Genomic DNA, 16,885 nt, shown 5'->3' on the forward strand with positions numbered 1-16,885 from the left:
CGACCGCCATGGTGCTCGCCGCCGGGCTCGGCAAGCGCATGCGGCCGATCACCGATACCATGCCGAAGCCGCTGGTCAAGATCGCCGGCAAGACATTGCTCGATTGGGGGCTGGACTGCCTAGCCGAAGCCGGCGTCGCCAAGGCCGTCGTTAACGTCCATTACCTGCCGCAACAGATCGTGGACCATGTAGCCCGCCGCAGTGCGCCGAGAATCGTCATCTCGGATGAGAGCACCGGCCTGCTCGACTCTGCCGGCGGTATCGTCAAGGCATTGCCCAGGTTAGGGGCGCCCTTCTATGTGCTTAACGCGGACACCTTCTGGATCGACAGCGGCGTTTCCAATCTCAGGCGACTTGCCCTTGCATGGGAGGGCGCGACAATGGACATTCTGCTGATGCTTGCGGATCTCCAGTCGGCAACCGGGCATAGCGGCGGCACCGATTTCCTGATGGCGCCGGATGGCGCCTTGCGGCGTGCGAACAACGATCCGGCCGGCCTGATCTATGCCGGCGCAGCAATCGTCCATCCGCGCATCTTCAAGGATGCGCCGGGCGGCCCGCTGTCGCTCAACGCCTATTTCGATGCGGCAATCGCCGCCGGCCGCCTGTTCGGCATGAAGATGCAGGGTCACTGGATCACTGTCGGCACACCGGACGCGATCCCGCGGGCGGAAGCAGCGGTCGCCGCTGCGCTTGCCGGCACGCCCGATGCTGTTGCTGAGGCACCCGGCGCTCTTACCGAGTCGAAATGAGCGGCTCCCGCCGCGTTTTCTCGATCCCGCCCGGAGCGCCGTTCCTGCCGACGCTGGCCGAGGCGCTGCTTGCAGGGCGCCTGGTTCCCGGCTTTGCCTATGATGGCGATCCGCTGGTGCTGGCCGATCTCACCATCTATGTGCCGACGGCCCGTGCGGCGCGGGCGCTTCGCGGCGTCTTCGTCGATGCTCTCTCGCGCTCCGGAAGCCGCTCGGCGATCCTGCCGGTCATCCGCCCGCTTGGTGAGTTCGATGAAGATGAAGCCGCCTTCGAGGCGGGAGCTTCGGCCGCCATCGACCTTGCGCCGCCGATCGCCGCGGTAGAGCGCCTGTTGCTGCTTGCGCCACTGGTGCGGGCGTGGAAACGCCGCCTGCCGGCGCATGTCGCGGCATTGTTCGACGAGGAGATCGTCATCCCGGCCTCCGCCGCCGACGCCATCTGGCTGGCGCGCGACCTTGCACGCCTGATGGATGAGATCGAGACCGAAGGCACGGATTGGGCAAGGCTCGCCGACCTTGTGACCGGCAATCTTGCAGGCTGGTGGCAGGTGACGCTCGATTTCCTGACCATCGTGACCGAGAACTGGCCGAAGCTGCTCGAGGAACGCCATCGCTCCAATCCGGCCGCGCATCGTAATGCCCTGATAAGGCTGGAGGCGGCGTGGCTGAAGCGTAATCCGCCGGCCGGACCGGTGATCGCCGCCGGTTCCACCGGCTCCATTCCCGCCACGGCCGAGCTGCTTGCCGTGATCGCCGGTCTGCCCAATGGCGCCGTTGTGCTGCCCGGGCTCGACCGGGCGCTGGACGAGCCGTCCTTTGCCGCCATCAGTGCACTTGGCGCGCGCCCGGCCCTGCTTGGCCACCCGCAATACGGCCTGGCAAAGTTGATCGGCAAGATCGGCGTGCCGCGCGCCGATGTCGGGGAACTCGCTGTTGCGCCGCGGCCGCTTGCACTGCGCGCCGCACTCGTCGGCGAAGCGCTGCGCCCGGCGGAGACCACCGAGCTGTGGGCCGAGACGCGCGCCCGCTTTACGGCCGGCGATATTGCCGAGGCCTTCGCCGATGTGACGCTTCTCGAAGCCGCCAGCGAACGCGACGAAGCCGTAGCGATCGCCGTCGCGCTCAAACAGGCCGTCGAGCGGCCCGGCCAGCGCGCAGCACTCGTCACCGGCGACCGCGCACTGGCGCGGCGCGTCTCAGTCGAGCTGTTGCGCTTCGGCGTTGCCGCCGACGATTCCGGCGGCACGCCGCTCATCAACACGCCAGCCGCCAGCCTGCTCAGGCTGGCGCTTCAGGCAGCCTTCCGCCCGGGCGACCCGGTCGCCCTACTGTCGCTGCTCAAGCATCCCCTGCTTGGCCTCGGCCTGGAGCGGGCAAGCGTGCGCCATGCGGCCGAGATAGTCGAACTCGTGGCGCTGCGCGGCGGCACCGGTCGTCCGGACGTGGCGTCGCTGCCGCAACTCTTCGATGCCCGGCTCCTCGAATTCGACGGCGGTGGCAATCGCCGCCCGCCTTTCTGGCGATCGCGCCTCTCGGTCAGGCGCATTGAGCAGGCCCGCGACCTGCTGATCCGGCTAACGGCTGCGCTGGCGCCGCTGGTTGCCTTTCGCGGCGAGGAGAATGCCGATCTTGCCACGCTTGTGCGCGCCAGTGTCGGCGTGCTCGAAAGCCTCGGACGCGCCGCCGACGGCAGCCTGAGCGAACTCTATGCCGGCGATGCCGGCGAAAAGCTTGCCGAGCTCTTGCGCGGTCTGGTCGCGGCCTCGGTGTCGTTCTCCTTCGCCGCTGACGAATGGCCTGACGTGATGGAGGCGCTGATCGCGCCCGAGACGGTCAAGCCGGCGCAGGGCACCGACAGGAACATCGCCATCTGGGGTGTGCTGGAAGCGCGGCTTCAGGACGTCGATACGCTGGTCGTCGGCGGGCTCAACGAAGGCGTGTGGCCGCGCAAGCCGGAGAGTGACCGCTTCATGTCGCGGCTGATGAAGACCGGCATCGATCTTGAACCGCCGGAGCGGCGCATCGGCCTTGCCGCCCATGATTTCCAGATGGCCATGGGCGCCAAAAAAGTGGTGCTGGCTCGCTCCGCCCGCTCCGGCGACGCACCGTCGGTACCTTCGCGCTGGCTGCAGCGCATCCTTACTTTCGTCGGCGAGGATCATGCCGCGGCACTTCGCCGGCGCGGCGACGAACTGCTTGCCTGGGCGCGTGCGCTCGATGCCGGCGAAAAGCAGGACTTTGCGCCGCGGCCGCAGCCGAAACCGCCGCTCGCCGCACGGCCGCACCACCTCTCGGTCACCGAGATCGAAACGCTACGTCGCGATCCCTATGCGGTCTATGCCAGAAGGATACTCGGCCTGATGCCGCTCGATCCGGTCATTCGCGATCCGGGCGCCGCCGAGCGCGGCACGCTGTTTCACGCTATTCTGCACTTGTTCTCGCGGACGGTGGCCGATCCGCGCGCGCCGGAGGCGCTGGACGGGCTCATCGCCGCCGGCCGCTCCTGCTTTGCCGAGGCGGCTCTGCCGGCCGATGTCGAGGCGGTGTGGTGGCCACGCTTCGAAAAGCTTGCCGCCGGCATCATCGAATGGGAGCGCGGCCGGGCCGCAGCCGTGGCACGGCGGCACGCCGAGGAACGCGCCGAAAAGACCGGTGTCGGCCGATCCGGCGTGACCCTGTCCGGCTATGCCGATCGCATCGATCTGCTGGCTGGCGGAATGGCCGACATTCTCGATTACAAGACCGGCTCGTCGCCATCCAAAGCACAGGCGCACACGCTGCTCGCGCCGCAACTGGCGCTGGAGGGCGCGCTGCTGCGTCGCGGCGCCTTCAAGGAGCTTGGCGCACGCGAGCCGTCGCAACTGGCCTTCGTGCGGCTGAAGCCGAATGGCGAGGTGTTCGAAGAATCGATCCTCGAATACAACCGCAAGCCGCGAACCGCCGCCGATCTCGCCGAAGAGGCGTGGGCGCGGCTGGAAAAACTGCTGATCCACTACGCCGACCCGGCGACCGGCTATCTGTCGCGGGCGCTGCCGTTCCGCGAGGGCGAGACCGACGGCGACTATGATCATCTCGCCCGCGTGCTCGAGTGGTCGGCCGGCGGCGATGCCGACGACGAGGGAGGGGAGGTATGAAAAAGGCCTACCCCATTCCAAGCGACACCGCCGCCAGCCAGGCAAGCGCCTCCGATCCGCATAATTCCGCCTGGGTGTCGGCCAATGCCGGATCGGGCAAGACCCATGTACTTGCCCAGCGCGTCATCCGGCTTCTGCTGCGCGGCACCGATCCGTCCAAGATCCTGTGCCTGACCTATACGCGTGCCGCCGCCGCCAACATGTCGAACCGAGTGTTTTCGACCCTGTCGCAATGGACGGCCCTGGGCGATGCCGAGCTCTCGACACGGATAGAGGCGCTGGACGGGCGCCAGCCCGACCGCGAAACCATGCGCCGGGCGCGGCGGTTGTTTGCCGAGGCGCTGGAAACCCCGGGCGGGCTGAAGATCCAGACCATCCACGCCTTCTGCGAATCGGTGCTGCATCAGTTCCCGCTGGAAGCCAATATCCCGGCGCATTTCGAAATGCTCGATCCGCAAATGGAGGCTTCGCTGTTTGCCGCCGCCCGCCGCGACATGATTTCGGGCGGCGTTGCAGGCGATGCGGCATTGGCCGAGGCCTTCGCCACCGTGCTGGAGCGCGGTGGCGAACATGGGCTTGACGCACTGCTGGCCGAGATCGTGCGCAAGCGCGATGGTTTGCGCGCCTTCATCGCCGCGGCCGGCGGCGATAGTTTTCAGGCGCTGTTCGATGAGTTTCAGTTTCGCGCCGGCCAGACCGCCGAAGGCATAGCCGCCTCCGTCTGGCCGCTGCCCGGCTTCCTGCCGGATTATCTCGTCACTTTTTCACGGTCGGCTGAGGCCGCCGATGCGCGCATCGTGCTGAACAATCTGCTGCCATACGCCCGTCTTGCCTTCGCCGAGGAGCATCCGGTCCGCCGCCTGAATCTGCTCTCCAAGGCTTTCCTGAGGGCCGACGGCGAGCCTTACGATCCGGCAAAGACGTTTAAAAGGGCATTGCTTGACCGGCTGCCCGATCTTGCCGAACGTTATCTGGCGGCGGTCGACGCCATTCTCGAAATCTCCGACCGGCTGGCCTTGTTCAGAATGCTGGAAGGCACGCGTGCCGCACTGACCATCGCCGACTGGCTGATCGCCCGCTACGAGCAATTGAAGCGCGCCCGCGGCTTCCTCGACTTCAACGACCTGATCACCCGCACGGTCAATTTACTGGCGCGGCCCGACGCCGGCCCATGGGTGCAATACAAGCTCGACCAGGGCATCGACCACATCCTCCTCGACGAGGCGCAGGACACCAGTCCCGACCAGTGGGAGGTGGTCAAGCGGCTGGCGGAGGAGTTCTTTGCCGGGCTCGGCGCACGCGACGCCGTCCACCGCACCATCTTTGCGGTCGGCGACGAAAAGCAGTCGATCTATTCCTTCCAGGGAGCCGCCCCGGATTCCTTTGCCGACAGCCGGCTTTTGTTTGCCGGCAAAGTTAGATCGGCCGATGCGGCCTTCGCCGATCTCAAGCTGACCTGGTCGTTTCGCTCGACCGACGACGTGCTTGCGGCGGTGGATCGTGTCTTTGCCGACCCGAACGTGCGGCGCGGCATCAGCCATGATCCCGATCCGCTCGACCACAAGGCGATCCGTACCGATGCGCCGGGTTATGTCGAGGTCTGGCCGTCGATCGGCGCCGACGTCGTCGACGAACCAGACGATTGGACGCAAGCGGTCGACCATGCCCACGCGCCGGCAGTCCGCGTCGCTGAAAACGTCGCCGCAACCATTGCCGGCTGGATTGGCAGCGGCGAGGTCATCGAAGGCCGCGGCAAGAAACTCCGCCCCGGCGACGTGCTGGTGCTGGTGCGCAAGCGCGATCGCTTCGTCCATGCGCTAACGCGGGCGCTGAAGCGCCGCGACATTCCGGTGGCCGGCGCCGATCGGCTCAGCCTGCCCGGCCACATCGCGGTGAAAGACCTGATCGCACTTGGCCATTTTCTCATCCAGCCCGAGGACGATCTGTCGCTCGCTGCCGTGCTGCGCAGCCCGATCTTCGATGTCTCGGAAGAGCAGCTTTTCGCGCTTGCTGCCGAGAGGCCGTCGGGCGTCTCGCTGATCGCCTCGCTGCGCCGGCATGCCGGCGAAAGCGCGTTGGCCACCGTCGTCAGCCGGCTCGACACATGGTCGAACGAAGCCGCGTTCAATCAGGTGTTCGAATTCTATGCCGCAGCACTCGCCCGCGACGGCCTTCGCAAGAAGATGATCGCGCGGCTCGGGCCGGAGGCCGGCGATATCCTCGACGAATTCCTGAATTTCTGCCTGGCCGAGGAGCGGACCGGCCTGCCGGGACTGGAATCCTTCCTGTCGACATTGGAAAACGCCGGCCCCGAGATCAAGCGCGAAATGGACCAGACCCGCGACGAGGTTCGCGTCATGACCGTGCATGCCGCCAAAGGCCTGGAAGCGCCGGTGGTGTTCCTCGTCGATGGCGGTTCCGCGCCGTTCAGCGACCAGCATCTGCCGAGATTGATGCCGTTCGAAGGCTCGGGCGACTGCTGGGAGGGCAAGGGCTATCTCTGGCGTTCCGCCAGCGATGTCGCCAATGGGTTTTCACGCGCGGCATCGGCCCGCGCCCGCGAGCTCGCCGACGACGAATACCGCCGGCTGCTCTATGTCGGCATGACCCGCGCCGAGGATCGGCTGATCGTCTGCGGCTACCATGGCAAGCGGGCGCCGAATACCGGCACCTGGCATTCGATCGTCAGCCGCGCACTGGTCGGTGCCGCGGAGAGCGAAGAACGCCGGCATCCCGCCGCTGGCGAGACCGTGCATCGTTTCCAGGTGACGAAGCTGCCGCCCATGCCGTCGGCGGCAGTGGGTGAGGCACGACAGGCGGAACGCTTTGCGCCATTGCCGGAAACCCTGTTCCAGCCTCTGCCGCCCTTCGAGGAATTGCCGCGGCCGCTCTCGCCGTCCGGCGCCTCGGTGCTGATCGACGAGGCGCGGCAAGCGGTGGCCGACACGCGTTCGCCGGTACTGGATGCCGACGCCGAGCCCGGCTTTGCCGTCATGCGCGGGCTGGCGCTGCACAAATTGCTGCAGATGCTACCCGGCATCGCCGAGGGAAAACGCCAGGATGCCGCTGAACGCTATCTGGCAAGAGCCGGCGCGGGATGGCCCGACGACGAGCGCGACAAGGCCTTGGCTGGCGTTTTCAGAATTCTTGCCGACAGCCGCTTCGCGCCGCTGTTTGCGCCAAACTCGCGCGCTGAAGTCGCCATCATGGGCAGCCTGGGAGTGAGGGGCAAACTGCGCTCGATTTCCGGCAAGATCGACCGGCTGGCAGTAACGCCGGACAAGGTTTCGATCGTCGACTACAAGACCAATCGGCCAGCGCCGGCTACGCTCGCCGAAGTGCCGCAAGCCTATGTTTTGCAGCTCGCACTCTATCGCGCGCTGCTTCAGCCGCTCTATCCGGGACGCGAGGTCTCGGCGGCGCTGCTGTTTACCGAGGCGCCGCGGCTGATCGAGCTGCCGGCGGCGGCCATGGACGACGCGCTTGCTAGACTCACGGGAGCGTGACACAAGACTTGCTTGAACACGGACGCGATCACCACCACATTTGGTGCGACGAACAAATCGAAAGGATCTCAGCATGGCTACCGTCAAGGTCGACAAGAGCAATTTCCAGGCCGACGTGCTCAACGCCAAGGAGCCGGTCGTGGTCGATTTCTGGGCGGAATGGTGCGGCCCGTGCAAGATGATCGCCCCGGCGCTTGAGGACATTGCCATCGAACTCGGCAGCAAGATAAAGATCGCCAAGCTCAACATCGACGAGAATCCTGAGCTGGCCGCGCAGTTCGGCGTGCGCTCGATCCCGACGCTGATGATCTTCAAGGGCGGCGAAGTCGCCGACATGAAGGTCGGTGCTGCGCCGAAAACGGCATTGTCGCACTGGATCAACGGCAGCCTCGCCTGATCCGATCAATATTTTGCAGAAAGGCCCGGCCTCGCGCCGGGCTTTCTTGTGGCGTCACCGATCCGCAGATCTGGCACTCGCCACTTGCCGTCTCATGCTCTTGTCTGGCTTAAAGCAGGAGAAGCGATATGACCGGATCCGCCAAGGCCACCGTCTTCATCGATAATGAGCGCGTCATCGTCACCGAATACCGCTTCGCTCCCGGCGACAACACCGGCTGGCACCGCCATGGCCACGACTATGTGATCGTGCCGCTGACCGACGGCAAGGTGAAGCTCCTGACCAAGGATGGCGAATCCTTCGCCGAGATGAAGAAGGGCTCGCCGTATTTCCGCAACGAGGGCGTCGAACATGACGTCATCAGCACAAACGATGGCGAATTCGCCTTCATCGAGGTCGAGCTGAAGTAAGTCCACCGACCATAGGCTGCGCCGCTACAATTGTCCGCGAGGCGCGATCACCAATCCGCGATACGATCGCCACCGACGAATTGTGCGCTTTTCTCAGTGTATTCGAACAGTTCTATCTTCACGCCGTTGGGGTCGCGGATCCAAGCCTGGTAGGTGTCATCGCACGCGCGTTTCTTGGAAGTGATATCAACCCCCTTTGACCTCAGATGGGCGATCGCGGCGTCGATGTTTTCCACTTCGAGGCAGAAGTGGTTGATCTGGTTCAAGTCGCTATAGCTGGCGCCGTCTTTCTGGAACACCTCGACATGGCTACGGCTGCCGCAATTGAGGTAGAAGCCGAAAATCTTCCCGTCGCGCAGAAAATTGAACTGCGTATCCATGCCGAGGACGTCTCGATAGAAGCTTCGCGTCATCTCCAGGTCATTCGCGAAAATGCAAACGTGAGCGAGCTGCTTTACCTTGATCATGATTGCCTCCTCGCGGTGGTCTCGTAAGTGTTCCCGGGTGAAGCACGCCTCAAACCGGCGGCGTGCCGTTTTCGGCCAATACCGCGCCGGCCAGGTAGAGCGATCCGCCGATCAGGATGCGTGGGGGCGGTCCGTCCCATGTGTCGCGCAGCAGCATCAGCGCATTGGCGACGGAACTGACCGGTTCGGCCGACAGGCCGGCCTCGATGGCGCGGGTCGCCAGTTCGTCGTTCGGCACGCCGGCGTCGCTCAGGCTCACCGGCACGGTGTAGACATGCCGGACCAGCCCTTTGAAGGCGCGGAAATAGCCGCTCTGGTCCTTGGTGTTGATCATGCCCGAGATCAGGAACAGGGGCCGCGGGTTCTTTTCCTCCTGCTCGGCCAGCGCCTCGGCGACGACCACGCCGGCGCCGGGATTGTGGCCGCCGTCGAGCCAGATGTCGGCGCCCTTTGGCGCCAGTTCGCTCAGCCGGCCCTGAGGCAGCTTCTGCATCCGGCCCGGCCAGGCAACATTGGCCATCGCCTTCTCGGCGGCGCGGTGGCTGATCTCGAAACCCGCCGCCTTGACCGCCGCGATCGCCGCCGCCGCATTGGCGAATTGGTGGCGTCCCGGCAGGCGCGGCGGCGGCAGGTCCATCAATCCGTCTTCGTCCTGATAGACCATGCGGCCGTTTTCCTCATAGGCAAGGAAGTCCTGGCCATAGAGGAAGGCGGGGCAGTCGAGCCGCTCGGCGGTTTCGATGAGCACCTGCTGCGCCGTCTCGCTTTCCTGCGCGCCGATGACGACCGGGCATCCGCGCTTGATGATGCCGGCCTTTTCGACGGCGATCAGCTCGACGCGGTCGCCGAGATAGGCTTCGTGGTCGAGCGAGACCGGCATGATCACCGACACGGCCGGCTCGGCGATGACATTGGTGGCGTCGAAGCGGCCGCCAAGGCCGACCTCGAGGATGACGGCATCGGCCGGATGTTCGGAAAACAGCAGGAAGGTGACGGCGGTGAGGATTTCGAAGACGGTGATCTTCTGGCCTTGATTGGCTTTGGCGACGCGGGCGATGGCTTCGGCGAAGACCTTGTCGTCCACCAGCTTGCCGCCGCCATCGGCGGCCAGCCGGTAGCGCTCGTGCCAGTTCACCAGATGTGGCGAGGTGTGGACGTGGACGCGGTAGCCGGCGGCTTCGAGCAGCGCCCGTGAAAAAGCAGCACAGGAACCCTTGCCGTTGGTGCCGGCGATGTGGATGACCGGCGGCAGCTGGTCCTGCGGATTGCCGAGCCGCTCGAGCAGCCGCGAAATGCGGTCGAGCGAAAGGTCGAAGCCCTTCGGGTGAAGCGCCATCAGGCTTTCGATTTCGCGGTCGGCGGCAAGCGTGGTCATGGAAGAATCCTAGGCGCGTGCGCAACGGCACACAACAGCCGCTCGCGCCGCGTGATGTCGCGTCAGGCGTGCGGCCGGGCTTCGGCCGGAATCACCGACGGCGGCAGGATTTCCGGCTCCTGCGGTTTTTGCTCTTCCGGCAGCTTGAGCAGCATTCTCAACAGTCGCGCAATCGTCTGACGCATTTCCAGCCGTGACACCACCATGTCGACCATGCCGTGTTCCATCAGATATTCGGCGCGCTGGAAGCCGTCGGGCAGCTTTTCGCGGATGGTCTGCTCGATGACGCGCGGGCCGGCAAAGCCGATCAGCGCGCCGGGCTCTGCAATATGCACGTCACCCAGCATGGCGTAGGAAGCGGTGACGCCGCCGGTCGTCGGGTTGGTCAGGACGACGATGTAGGGCAGGCCGGCCTCCTTCAGCCTGTCGACGCCGACCGTGGTCCGCGGCAACTGCATCAGCGACAGGATGCCTTCCTGCATACGGGCGCCGCCGGAGGCCGCAAACAGAATCAGCGGCCGCTTGCGCTGCAAGGCGACCTCGAAGCCATGCACGATGGCGTCGCCGGCCGCCATGCCGAGTGAGCCGCCCATGAAGGCAAAATCCTGCACCGTCACCACCACCGGCAGACCTTCGACGGTGCCCAGCGCATTGATGATGGCGTCTTCCATGCCGGTCTTGGCCTTGGCATCCTTCAGCCGGTCTAGGTAGCGCTTCTCATCGCGGAACTTGAGCGGATCCTGAACGACCTTGGGGTTTTCCAGCGTCTCGTATTTGCCGTCGTCGAGGAAGAATTTCAGCCGTTCCTTGGCCGATATCTTCATATGGTGGCCGGAGGACGGGATGACGAACTGGTTCTGCTCCAGATCCTTGTGGAACACCATTTCGCCGGTCTCGGGATCCTTGATCCACAGGTTTTCCGGCATGTCGGTGCGGCGGCCGAGCATCGAATTGATCTTCGGGCGGACGTAATTGGTGATCCAGTTCATCGCTTCGCTCCTGTCCTTACGAAGAGTTAGACCATGATCCCGAAAAGTGGAAACCGGTTTTCGGCAAGATCATGGCCAACCAGAAGATCAAGATTATTCGGCGGCAGCAAGGCGAGCCGCGCGAACTCCTTGCGAAAGCCCGCTGACCAGCGTGGCGACGGCCTCGGCCGGATCGGCGGTCTTTTCGCCCTTCGGCCCGAGCACGTTGGCGACGGCATTGACAATCGCGGTGCCGACGACGACGCCGTCGGCTGACGCGCCGATGGTGCGCGCCTGCTCGGCGGTCTTGACGCCGAAGCCGACGCAGACCGGCAGGTGGGTATGGCTCTTGATGCGCTTGACCGCCGCCGCCACCTTGCCGGTGTCGGCCAGCGCCGAACCGGTGATACCGGTCATCGACACATAATAGACGAAGCCGGAGGTGTTCTGCAGCACCTTGGGCAGGCGCTTGTCGTCGGTGGTCGGCGTCGCCAGCCGGATGAAATTGATGCCGGCCTTGAGTGCCGGGATACAAAGTTCCTCGTCCATCTCAGGCGGCAGGTCGACGACGATCAGCCCGTCTATCCCGCTGGCCAGCGCATCGCTCAGGAAGCGCTCGACGCCGTAGATGTAGATCGGATTGTAATAGCCCATCAAGACGATCGGCGTTTCATTGTCGCCGGCGCGGAATTCCGAGGCCATCTTCAGCGTTTTGACCAGTGTCTGGCCGCCCTTCAGCGCCCGCAGGCCGGCCGCCTGGATCGCTGGGCCGTCGGCCATTGGATCGGAAAACGGCATGCCGAGCTCGATGATGTCGCTGCCGGCGCCGGGCAGCGCCTTCATGATCGACAGGGACGTGTCGTAGTCCGGGTCGCCGCCCATGAAATAGGTGACGAGTGCCGGTCGACCTTCGGCCTTCAGCTTTGCCATGCGGCGGTCGATACGGGTGGCCATGATCAGATCTCCATGCCCAGCATATTGGCCACTGTGTGCACGTCCTTGTCGCCGCGGCCGGACAGGTTGACGATGACGATCTGTTCCTTGTCCATATCAGGCACGATCTTCACCGCCTGCGCGATGGCATGGGCCGATTCCAGCGCCGGAATGATGCCCTCGACGCGCGTCGTCAGCTGAAACGCCTCCAGCGCCTCGTCGTCGAGGATCGGCACATAGTCGACGCGGCCGGAATCGCGCAGCCACGAATGCTCCGGCCCGACGCCCGGATAGTCAAGGCCCGCCGAGATCGAGTGGCCGTCCATGATCTGGCCGTCGGCGTTCTGCAGGAGGTAGGTACGGTTGCCATGCAGCACGCCGGGCGCGCCGGCACTCATCGAGGCGCAATGCTCGATGCCGTCGAGGCCGCGACCGCCGGCTTCGACGCCGATGATGCGCACCTCACTATCGTCGAGGAAGGGATGAAACAGGCCGATGGCGTTGGAACCGCCGCCGACACAAGCGATGATCGTGTCCGGCAGCCGGCCTTCCTGCTCGAGGATCTGGGCGCGCGCCTCGGTCCCGATCACCGACTGGAAGTCGCGCACCAGCTCCGGATAGGGATGTGGGCCGGCGGCGGTGCCGATCAGGTAATAGGTGTCCTCGACATTGGTTACCCAGTCGCGCAGGGCCTCGTTCATGGCGTCCTTCAGCGTGCCGTGGCCGGCGGTCACCGGCCGCACCTCGGCGCCCAGAAGCTTCATGCGAAACACGTTGGGGCTTTGCCGGGCGACGTCGGTCGCGCCCATATAGACGATACAGGGAAGCCCGAAGCGCGCCGCCACTGTAGCGGAAGCGACGCCATGCTGGCCGGCACCGGTCTCGGCGATGATCCTCGTCTTGCCCATGCGCTTGGCGAGCAGGATCTGGCCGAGGCAGTTGTTGATCTTGTGCGAGCCGGTGTGGTTCAGGTCCTCGCGCTTGAAATAGACTTTTGCGCCACCCCCGAGGCCCTTAGCCGCGGAAACCCCGCGAAGATGCCGGGTAAGGCCTTCGGCGAAATAGAGCTTCGACGGCCGCCCGGCATAGTGCGTCGAGAGATCGGTCAGTTCGGCCTTGAAATCCGGGTCGTTCTTGACCTCGTTCCAGTGCCGCTCCAGCTCGAGGATCAGGGGCATCAGCGTTTCGGCAACGAAACGACCGCCAAAAATGCCGAACATGCCCTGCTCGTCGGGGCCGGTGCGGAAGGAATTCGGTATCGCCGGCTTATCCATCGCCGATCTCCTGGTCTGTGGTTTGAAGCGTGGTCAGGCGGCGCGGTTGTCGCGTGCTGCCCCGACGGCCCGGAAAAATTGTTCGATCAGCGCCGGTTCCTTGACGCCCGGTGCGCTCTCCACGCCCGAGGAAACATCTATTCCGGGCGGGTTCGCCAGCCGAAGCGCGTCGCCGATATTGCCGGCGTTGAGCCCACCGGAAAGCATGTAATCAACGCCGGCGTCAAGGCCGGCCAGAACGCGCCAGTCGAAGGCAAGGCCGTTGCCGCCCGGCAATTCCGAACCCTTAGGCGGCTTGGCGTCGAACAGGAAACGGTCGGCAATGCCGATGAAGGGTTTAACCCGCTCGAGATCGGCAGTCTCGCTGACCGGCAGCGCCTTCATCACCGGCAAGCCGTAGCGCGCCTTCACTTCGGCCACCCGCCCGGGGGTTTCGGCGCCGTGAAGCTGCAGCATGTCGGGCTGCATCTTTTCGACGATCTCGTCCAGGAACATATCGCTGGCGTCGACCGTCACCGCAACAGCCTTAGCCTTGCCGCGCGCCGCTTCGCGCAGGCGGCCGGCTTCCGCCGGCCCGACATAGCGCGGGCTTTTGGCAAAGAAAATGAAGCCGACATGGCTGGCGCCGCCGGCCAATGCCGCAGCCAGTGCCTTGTCGGTCTTCAACCCGCATATCTTGATGTCGAGCGCCATGGCGCGGGATTGGCACGAAACGGCAAAAGAGTCGAGAAAAAGCATCCTGTTTGCCGCCAGCGCGGAACGCGCTACCTTGCTAATGTAAGAGCGGAACGCGCTACCTTGCTAATATAAGAGCGCGACGCGCTACTTGCTCAGGCACAAAGGCGGGAGAACAAAGACATGCCGGAAAAGACCGTCGCGGAACTCAGGCAAAAGCTGGCACAGGCCCATGAGGTCATCGCTCATTTGATGGACAAGGCGGCTTTCAACGGCGCCGAGGCGCACCGGGCGCTGGCCTATTTCAGCAACGAGACCTTCGAGCAGGATTTTCTGCCTTGGCCGCGCCATGTCGATGAGGGGTTGCGGCCGGAGGAGTTGAACGCGGCGAATGACGATTGATCGGACAACTACTCGAACGCGATCGCCTGCAGCGCGCCGCCATTGCGCTTGAGCCAGTCCTTGCAGCGGTCAGTGTCCGGGCAAAGCTGCTCGCATAATTTCCAGAATTTCGGGCCGTGGTTCATCTCCTTGAGATGCGCCACCTCATGCGCGACGAGGTAGTTTATCACCGGCCGCGGCGCCATCATGATGCGCCAGGAAAACGACAGATTGCCGTCCGACGTGCACGATCCCCAGCGGCTCGACGTATCCTTGAAGCGGATCGCCTTGGCGCGCTTGCCAACCGCAGCACAGTGCTTGGTCACCAGCGCCTCGATCTCGCGCTTGGCCTCGCGCTTCAGGAAATCGGCGATGCGGCGCGGCAGATGCACGCGTTCGCCATGCACGATCATCAGCGGCCCGCGCTCGTCGTGCGACAGCGTGACGGTGCCGCGTTTCGACGGTTCATGGACGATGCGATGCGGCACGCCGCGCATCGGTATCTTGATGCCGGGCCGCACCTGCGGCCGATTGGGCACTTTGGCCAGCCTTTGCTCCAGCCAGTCCTGATGGCGGTCGAGGAATTTTTCGACCTCGCCGCGGCGCAGCCCCGGCGGCACGGTGATGCGCAGGCCGCGGCCGCCGGAATCGATGCGCAGCGTCAGGCGCCGCGCCCGGTCGTTCTCGACGATCTTGAGCGGCAGAGTGCGGCCGGCAACGCAATGCTCGCGCTCCACGACGGGCGTGGGCTTGGGTTTCGTCGGGGTGCGGAAGAAGCCGAAGGACATTCCGGGACGATACGTGATTCGAGGGAAACGACTAGAACAAAAAAGAAACGGCGCCGCTGACGCGACGCCGTTGGATTATCTATCTGCGCACGGGACCTTACTCGTCGAGCAGGCCTGGCGTGCCGCTGGGTTTGTTGTTCGTCGTCGATCCGGTCGTGGGTGATGTCGACTTGTTGCGGTTGGCCATGAAGCGGTCGAACTCTTCCTGGTCCTTGGCGCGGCGCAATTCGCGGGCATATTCGTCGAACTCGCTCAGCATCTCGTCGAGCTTGCGGCGTTCCTCGGCAAGCCGCTCGAGTTCCTTTTCGCGCCAGTCGTCGAAAGCGACGTTGCCGGTGCGGGCGGAGCCATGACTCCAGCGCGCGGCCTTGTCGGAACCGCGGCGGCAGCCGGCGAAGATGCCGTCGGTGGCGCGGTTGACGTCACGCTTGAAGCCGTCGAGCCTGTCGCCCCAGATGATGTAGGCGAGCATGGCTAAGCCGAGCGGCCAGAACACCATGAACCCGATCACCATCAACGCGATGGTCGCCGGCGTCCAGGCCGGACGGATCAATGCAGATGTGTTCATTTCTCCCAATCCTTCAGTTGGAGACAGCCAAATCCGGCTGCGTGGAATCGAAATGGGATGGAGAAAACGGCGATTCAAGACAGCAACCGCCAAAACCGGACAAGCGGCTGAAATGATTATCGCTTTTTGAGCTTTTCGAGGAAAAGCACGACCAATCCCGCTATCAGCCCCCAGAACGCCGCACCGACGCCGAATAACGTCAGCCCCGACGCGGTGACCGCGAAGGTGACGGTGGCGGCCATCCGCTCGTCCTCGTCTTTCAGGGCGATCGACAGCGCATTGGCGAGCGGTGCCATTAGCGCCAGGCCGGCGACCAGCGCGATCAGGCTCGGCGGCAATACGGCGAAGATCGCCACCAGCGACGCGCCGAACAGGGCAAAGACGAGATAGGCCAGTGCGTAGAACGGCCCGGTCTTCCAGCGCTCGGCTGGATCGGGATGCACGTCGGGTCCGGTGCAGATCGCCGCCGAGATCGCCGCCAGATTGGTGGTCGAGGCACCGAACGGCGCCGTCAGCAGCGAAAACAGGCCGGTGACGCCGATCAGCGGCCCGGGTTCGGGATGATAGCCGGCTGCCCTCAGCACGGCGAGGCCGGACAGGTTCTGCGAGGCCATGGTGACGAGGTAGAGCGGCAAAGCGAGGCCGATGATCGCGGTGGCGGTGAACTGCGGCATCACCAGCGTCAAGCTCGAGAGTTCCGGTGCCGGCAGACCGCCGACTCGGCCGGTGAGGAAGGCGGCGAGACCGCCGCCGATCAGCACCAACAGCACCGACAGCGCCGGGTTGAACAGGCGGATGACGAAGAACGCCGCAACCAGCGGCAGGATCAGCCAAGGGTCGACGGGACGGTCTTCACCGCATTGATGGCGAAGGTGACGACGATGCCGGCCAGCATTCCGGACGCGACCGAAGCCGGTATTCTGGCGATCAGCTTGGTCAACGGCCTGAACAGGCCTGTGGTGATCAGCAGGACCGCGGTGACGATGAAGGCGCCGACCGCCTCGCCCATCGAAAAGCCGGTCGATGCGGCGATCAGCGCCACGCCTGGCGTCGACCATGCGGTGATGACCGGCATTTTTGTGCGCCAGGACAGCCACAGGCTCTCGATCGCCATCGCCAGGCAAAGCGCCGCCACCAGCTTGCGGTCTCAACCTGCGTTGCGCCGACCGCCTTGGCGGCGGCGATGACGATGGCCAGCGTACCGCCGAAGCCGACGATCGCCGCCACAAAGGCAGACATCGGAATGGAAATGCGCAT

14 protein-coding genes and 1 pseudogene are annotated in these 16,885 nt (G+C 64.8%); 6 read left to right on the plus strand and 9 right to left on the minus strand.

Annotation, left to right across the window (positions count from 1 at the left end; all coding sequences use genetic code 11):
* Positions 1 to 8: 8 nt before the first annotated feature.
* The 5 genes from NKI95_RS13200 (at position 9) to NKI95_RS13220 (ending at position 8,199) form a co-directional block, all read left to right on the plus strand.
* Positions 9 to 752 carry a nucleotidyltransferase family protein gene (locus tag NKI95_RS13200; protein WP_352717371.1) on the plus strand — a complete coding sequence of 248 codons (744 nt, stop codon included), beginning with the start codon at positions 9 to 11 and terminating at the stop codon, positions 750 to 752.
* Positions 749 to 3,886, plus strand: a complete 3,138-nt coding sequence (gene addB / locus NKI95_RS13205; RefSeq protein WP_352717206.1) for a double-strand break repair protein AddB — start codon at positions 749 to 751, stop codon at positions 3,884 to 3,886. Before NKI95_RS13200 ends, addB begins: the two co-directional genes overlap by 4 nt.
* The gene (addA, locus tag NKI95_RS13210; RefSeq protein WP_352717208.1) at positions 3,883 to 7,392 is read left to right on the plus strand and encodes a double-strand break repair helicase AddA; all 3,510 of its coding nucleotides are present in this window, start codon (positions 3,883 to 3,885) and stop codon (positions 7,390 to 7,392) included. Before addB ends, addA begins: the two co-directional genes overlap by 4 nt.
* 73 nt (positions 7,393 to 7,465) lie before the next feature.
* Entirely contained in the window at positions 7,466 to 7,789 is a 324-nt protein-coding gene (gene trxA, locus NKI95_RS13215) for a thioredoxin (RefSeq protein ID WP_023677558.1), read from the plus strand.
* A gap of 128 nt (positions 7,790 to 7,917) precedes the next feature.
* Complete coding sequence (locus NKI95_RS13220) at positions 7,918 to 8,199, plus strand: cupin domain-containing protein (RefSeq protein ID WP_352717209.1); 282 nt, start codon at positions 7,918 to 7,920, stop codon at positions 8,197 to 8,199.
* Between the two features lie 47 nt (positions 8,200 to 8,246).
* Here NKI95_RS13220 and NKI95_RS13225 read toward each other — a convergent pair whose 3' ends face one another.
* The 6 genes from NKI95_RS13225 to NKI95_RS13250 form a co-directional block, all read right to left on the minus strand.
* Positions 8,247 to 8,666, minus strand: coding sequence for a VOC family protein (locus tag NKI95_RS13225; protein ID WP_352717210.1), 420 nt, complete (start codon positions 8,664 to 8,666; stop codon positions 8,247 to 8,249).
* Positions 8,667 to 8,715: 49 nt separating this feature from the next.
* Entirely contained in the window at positions 8,716 to 10,041 is a 1,326-nt protein-coding gene (locus NKI95_RS13230; protein WP_352717212.1) for a bifunctional folylpolyglutamate synthase/dihydrofolate synthase, read from the minus strand.
* A 62-nt stretch (positions 10,042 to 10,103) separates the two neighbouring features.
* Entirely contained in the window at positions 10,104 to 11,030 is a 927-nt protein-coding gene (gene accD / locus NKI95_RS13235) for an acetyl-CoA carboxylase, carboxyltransferase subunit beta (RefSeq protein ID WP_352717214.1), read from the minus strand.
* Between the two features lie 93 nt (positions 11,031 to 11,123).
* The gene (trpA, locus tag NKI95_RS13240; RefSeq protein WP_292662785.1) at positions 11,124 to 11,963 is read right to left on the minus strand and encodes a tryptophan synthase subunit alpha; all 840 of its coding nucleotides are present in this window, start codon (positions 11,961 to 11,963) and stop codon (positions 11,124 to 11,126) included.
* Positions 11,964 to 11,965: 2 nt separating this feature from the next.
* Positions 11,966 to 13,216 carry a tryptophan synthase subunit beta gene (trpB, locus tag NKI95_RS13245; protein WP_352717215.1) on the minus strand — a complete coding sequence of 417 codons (1,251 nt, stop codon included), beginning with the start codon at positions 13,214 to 13,216 and terminating at the stop codon, positions 11,966 to 11,968.
* A gap of 33 nt (positions 13,217 to 13,249) precedes the next feature.
* Positions 13,250 to 13,909, minus strand: a complete 660-nt coding sequence (locus NKI95_RS13250) for a phosphoribosylanthranilate isomerase (RefSeq protein ID WP_352717373.1) — start codon at positions 13,907 to 13,909, stop codon at positions 13,250 to 13,252.
* A gap of 165 nt (positions 13,910 to 14,074) precedes the next feature.
* Here NKI95_RS13250 and NKI95_RS13255 point away from each other — a divergent pair, with 165 nt between their 5' ends.
* Positions 14,075 to 14,293: a hypothetical protein gene (locus NKI95_RS13255; RefSeq protein WP_352717216.1), complete on the plus strand. Its 219-nt coding sequence runs from the start codon at positions 14,075 to 14,077 to the stop codon at positions 14,291 to 14,293.
* Between the two features lie 8 nt (positions 14,294 to 14,301).
* Here NKI95_RS13255 and NKI95_RS13260 read toward each other — a convergent pair whose 3' ends face one another.
* The 3 genes and pseudogenes from NKI95_RS13260 to NKI95_RS13270 all read right to left on the minus strand — a co-directional run bounded on the left by NKI95_RS13260 (position 14,302) and on the right by NKI95_RS13270 (position 16,885).
* Positions 14,302 to 15,060 (minus strand): M48 family metallopeptidase, encoded by a 759-nt coding sequence (locus tag NKI95_RS13260; RefSeq protein ID WP_352717218.1) that lies wholly within the window; start codon positions 15,058 to 15,060, stop codon positions 14,302 to 14,304.
* A gap of 97 nt (positions 15,061 to 15,157) precedes the next feature.
* Positions 15,158 to 15,628 carry a DUF2852 domain-containing protein gene (locus NKI95_RS13265; RefSeq protein ID WP_352717219.1) on the minus strand — a complete coding sequence of 157 codons (471 nt, stop codon included), beginning with the start codon at positions 15,626 to 15,628 and terminating at the stop codon, positions 15,158 to 15,160.
* A 116-nt stretch (positions 15,629 to 15,744) separates the two neighbouring features.
* Positions 15,745 to 16,885 (minus strand): annotated as a pseudogene (locus NKI95_RS13270) (benzoate/H(+) symporter BenE family transporter).

The organism is Mesorhizobium sp. M0306 (genome assembly GCF_040321655.1).
Classification (GTDB): Bacteria; Pseudomonadota; Alphaproteobacteria; order Rhizobiales; family Rhizobiaceae; genus Mesorhizobium.

Bases quoted from the DNA above. Each gene is read 5' to 3' on its own strand.
- NKI95_RS13200 (WP_352717371.1), top strand. From the start codon at position 9: ATGGTGCTCGCCGCCGGGCTCGGCAAGCGCATGCGGCCGATCACCGAT.
- addB (WP_352717206.1), top strand. From the start codon at position 749: ATGAGCGGCTCCCGCCGCGTTTTCTCGATCCCGCCCGGAGCGCCGTTC.
- addA (WP_352717208.1), top strand. From the start codon at position 3,883: ATGAAAAAGGCCTACCCCATTCCAAGCGACACCGCCGCCAGCCAGGCA.
- trxA (WP_023677558.1), top strand. From the start codon at position 7,466: ATGGCTACCGTCAAGGTCGACAAGAGCAATTTCCAGGCCGACGTGCTC.
- NKI95_RS13220 (WP_352717209.1), top strand. From the start codon at position 7,918: ATGACCGGATCCGCCAAGGCCACCGTCTTCATCGATAATGAGCGCGTC.
- NKI95_RS13225 (WP_352717210.1), bottom strand. From the start codon at position 8,666: ATGATCAAGGTAAAGCAGCTCGCTCACGTTTGCATTTTCGCGAATGAC.
- NKI95_RS13230 (WP_352717212.1), bottom strand. From the start codon at position 10,041: ATGACCACGCTTGCCGCCGACCGCGAAATCGAAAGCCTGATGGCGCTT.
- accD (WP_352717214.1), bottom strand. From the start codon at position 11,030: ATGAACTGGATCACCAATTACGTCCGCCCGAAGATCAATTCGATGCTC.
- trpA (WP_292662785.1), bottom strand. From the start codon at position 11,963: ATGGCCACCCGTATCGACCGCCGCATGGCAAAGCTGAAGGCCGAAGGT.
- trpB (WP_352717215.1), bottom strand. From the start codon at position 13,216: ATGGATAAGCCGGCGATACCGAATTCCTTCCGCACCGGCCCCGACGAG.
- NKI95_RS13250 (WP_352717373.1), bottom strand. From the start codon at position 13,909: ATGGCGCTCGACATCAAGATATGCGGGTTGAAGACCGACAAGGCACTG.
- NKI95_RS13255 (WP_352717216.1), top strand. From the start codon at position 14,075: ATGCCGGAAAAGACCGTCGCGGAACTCAGGCAAAAGCTGGCACAGGCC.
- NKI95_RS13260 (WP_352717218.1), bottom strand. From the start codon at position 15,060: ATGTCCTTCGGCTTCTTCCGCACCCCGACGAAACCCAAGCCCACGCCC.
- NKI95_RS13265 (WP_352717219.1), bottom strand. From the start codon at position 15,628: ATGAACACATCTGCATTGATCCGTCCGGCCTGGACGCCGGCGACCATC.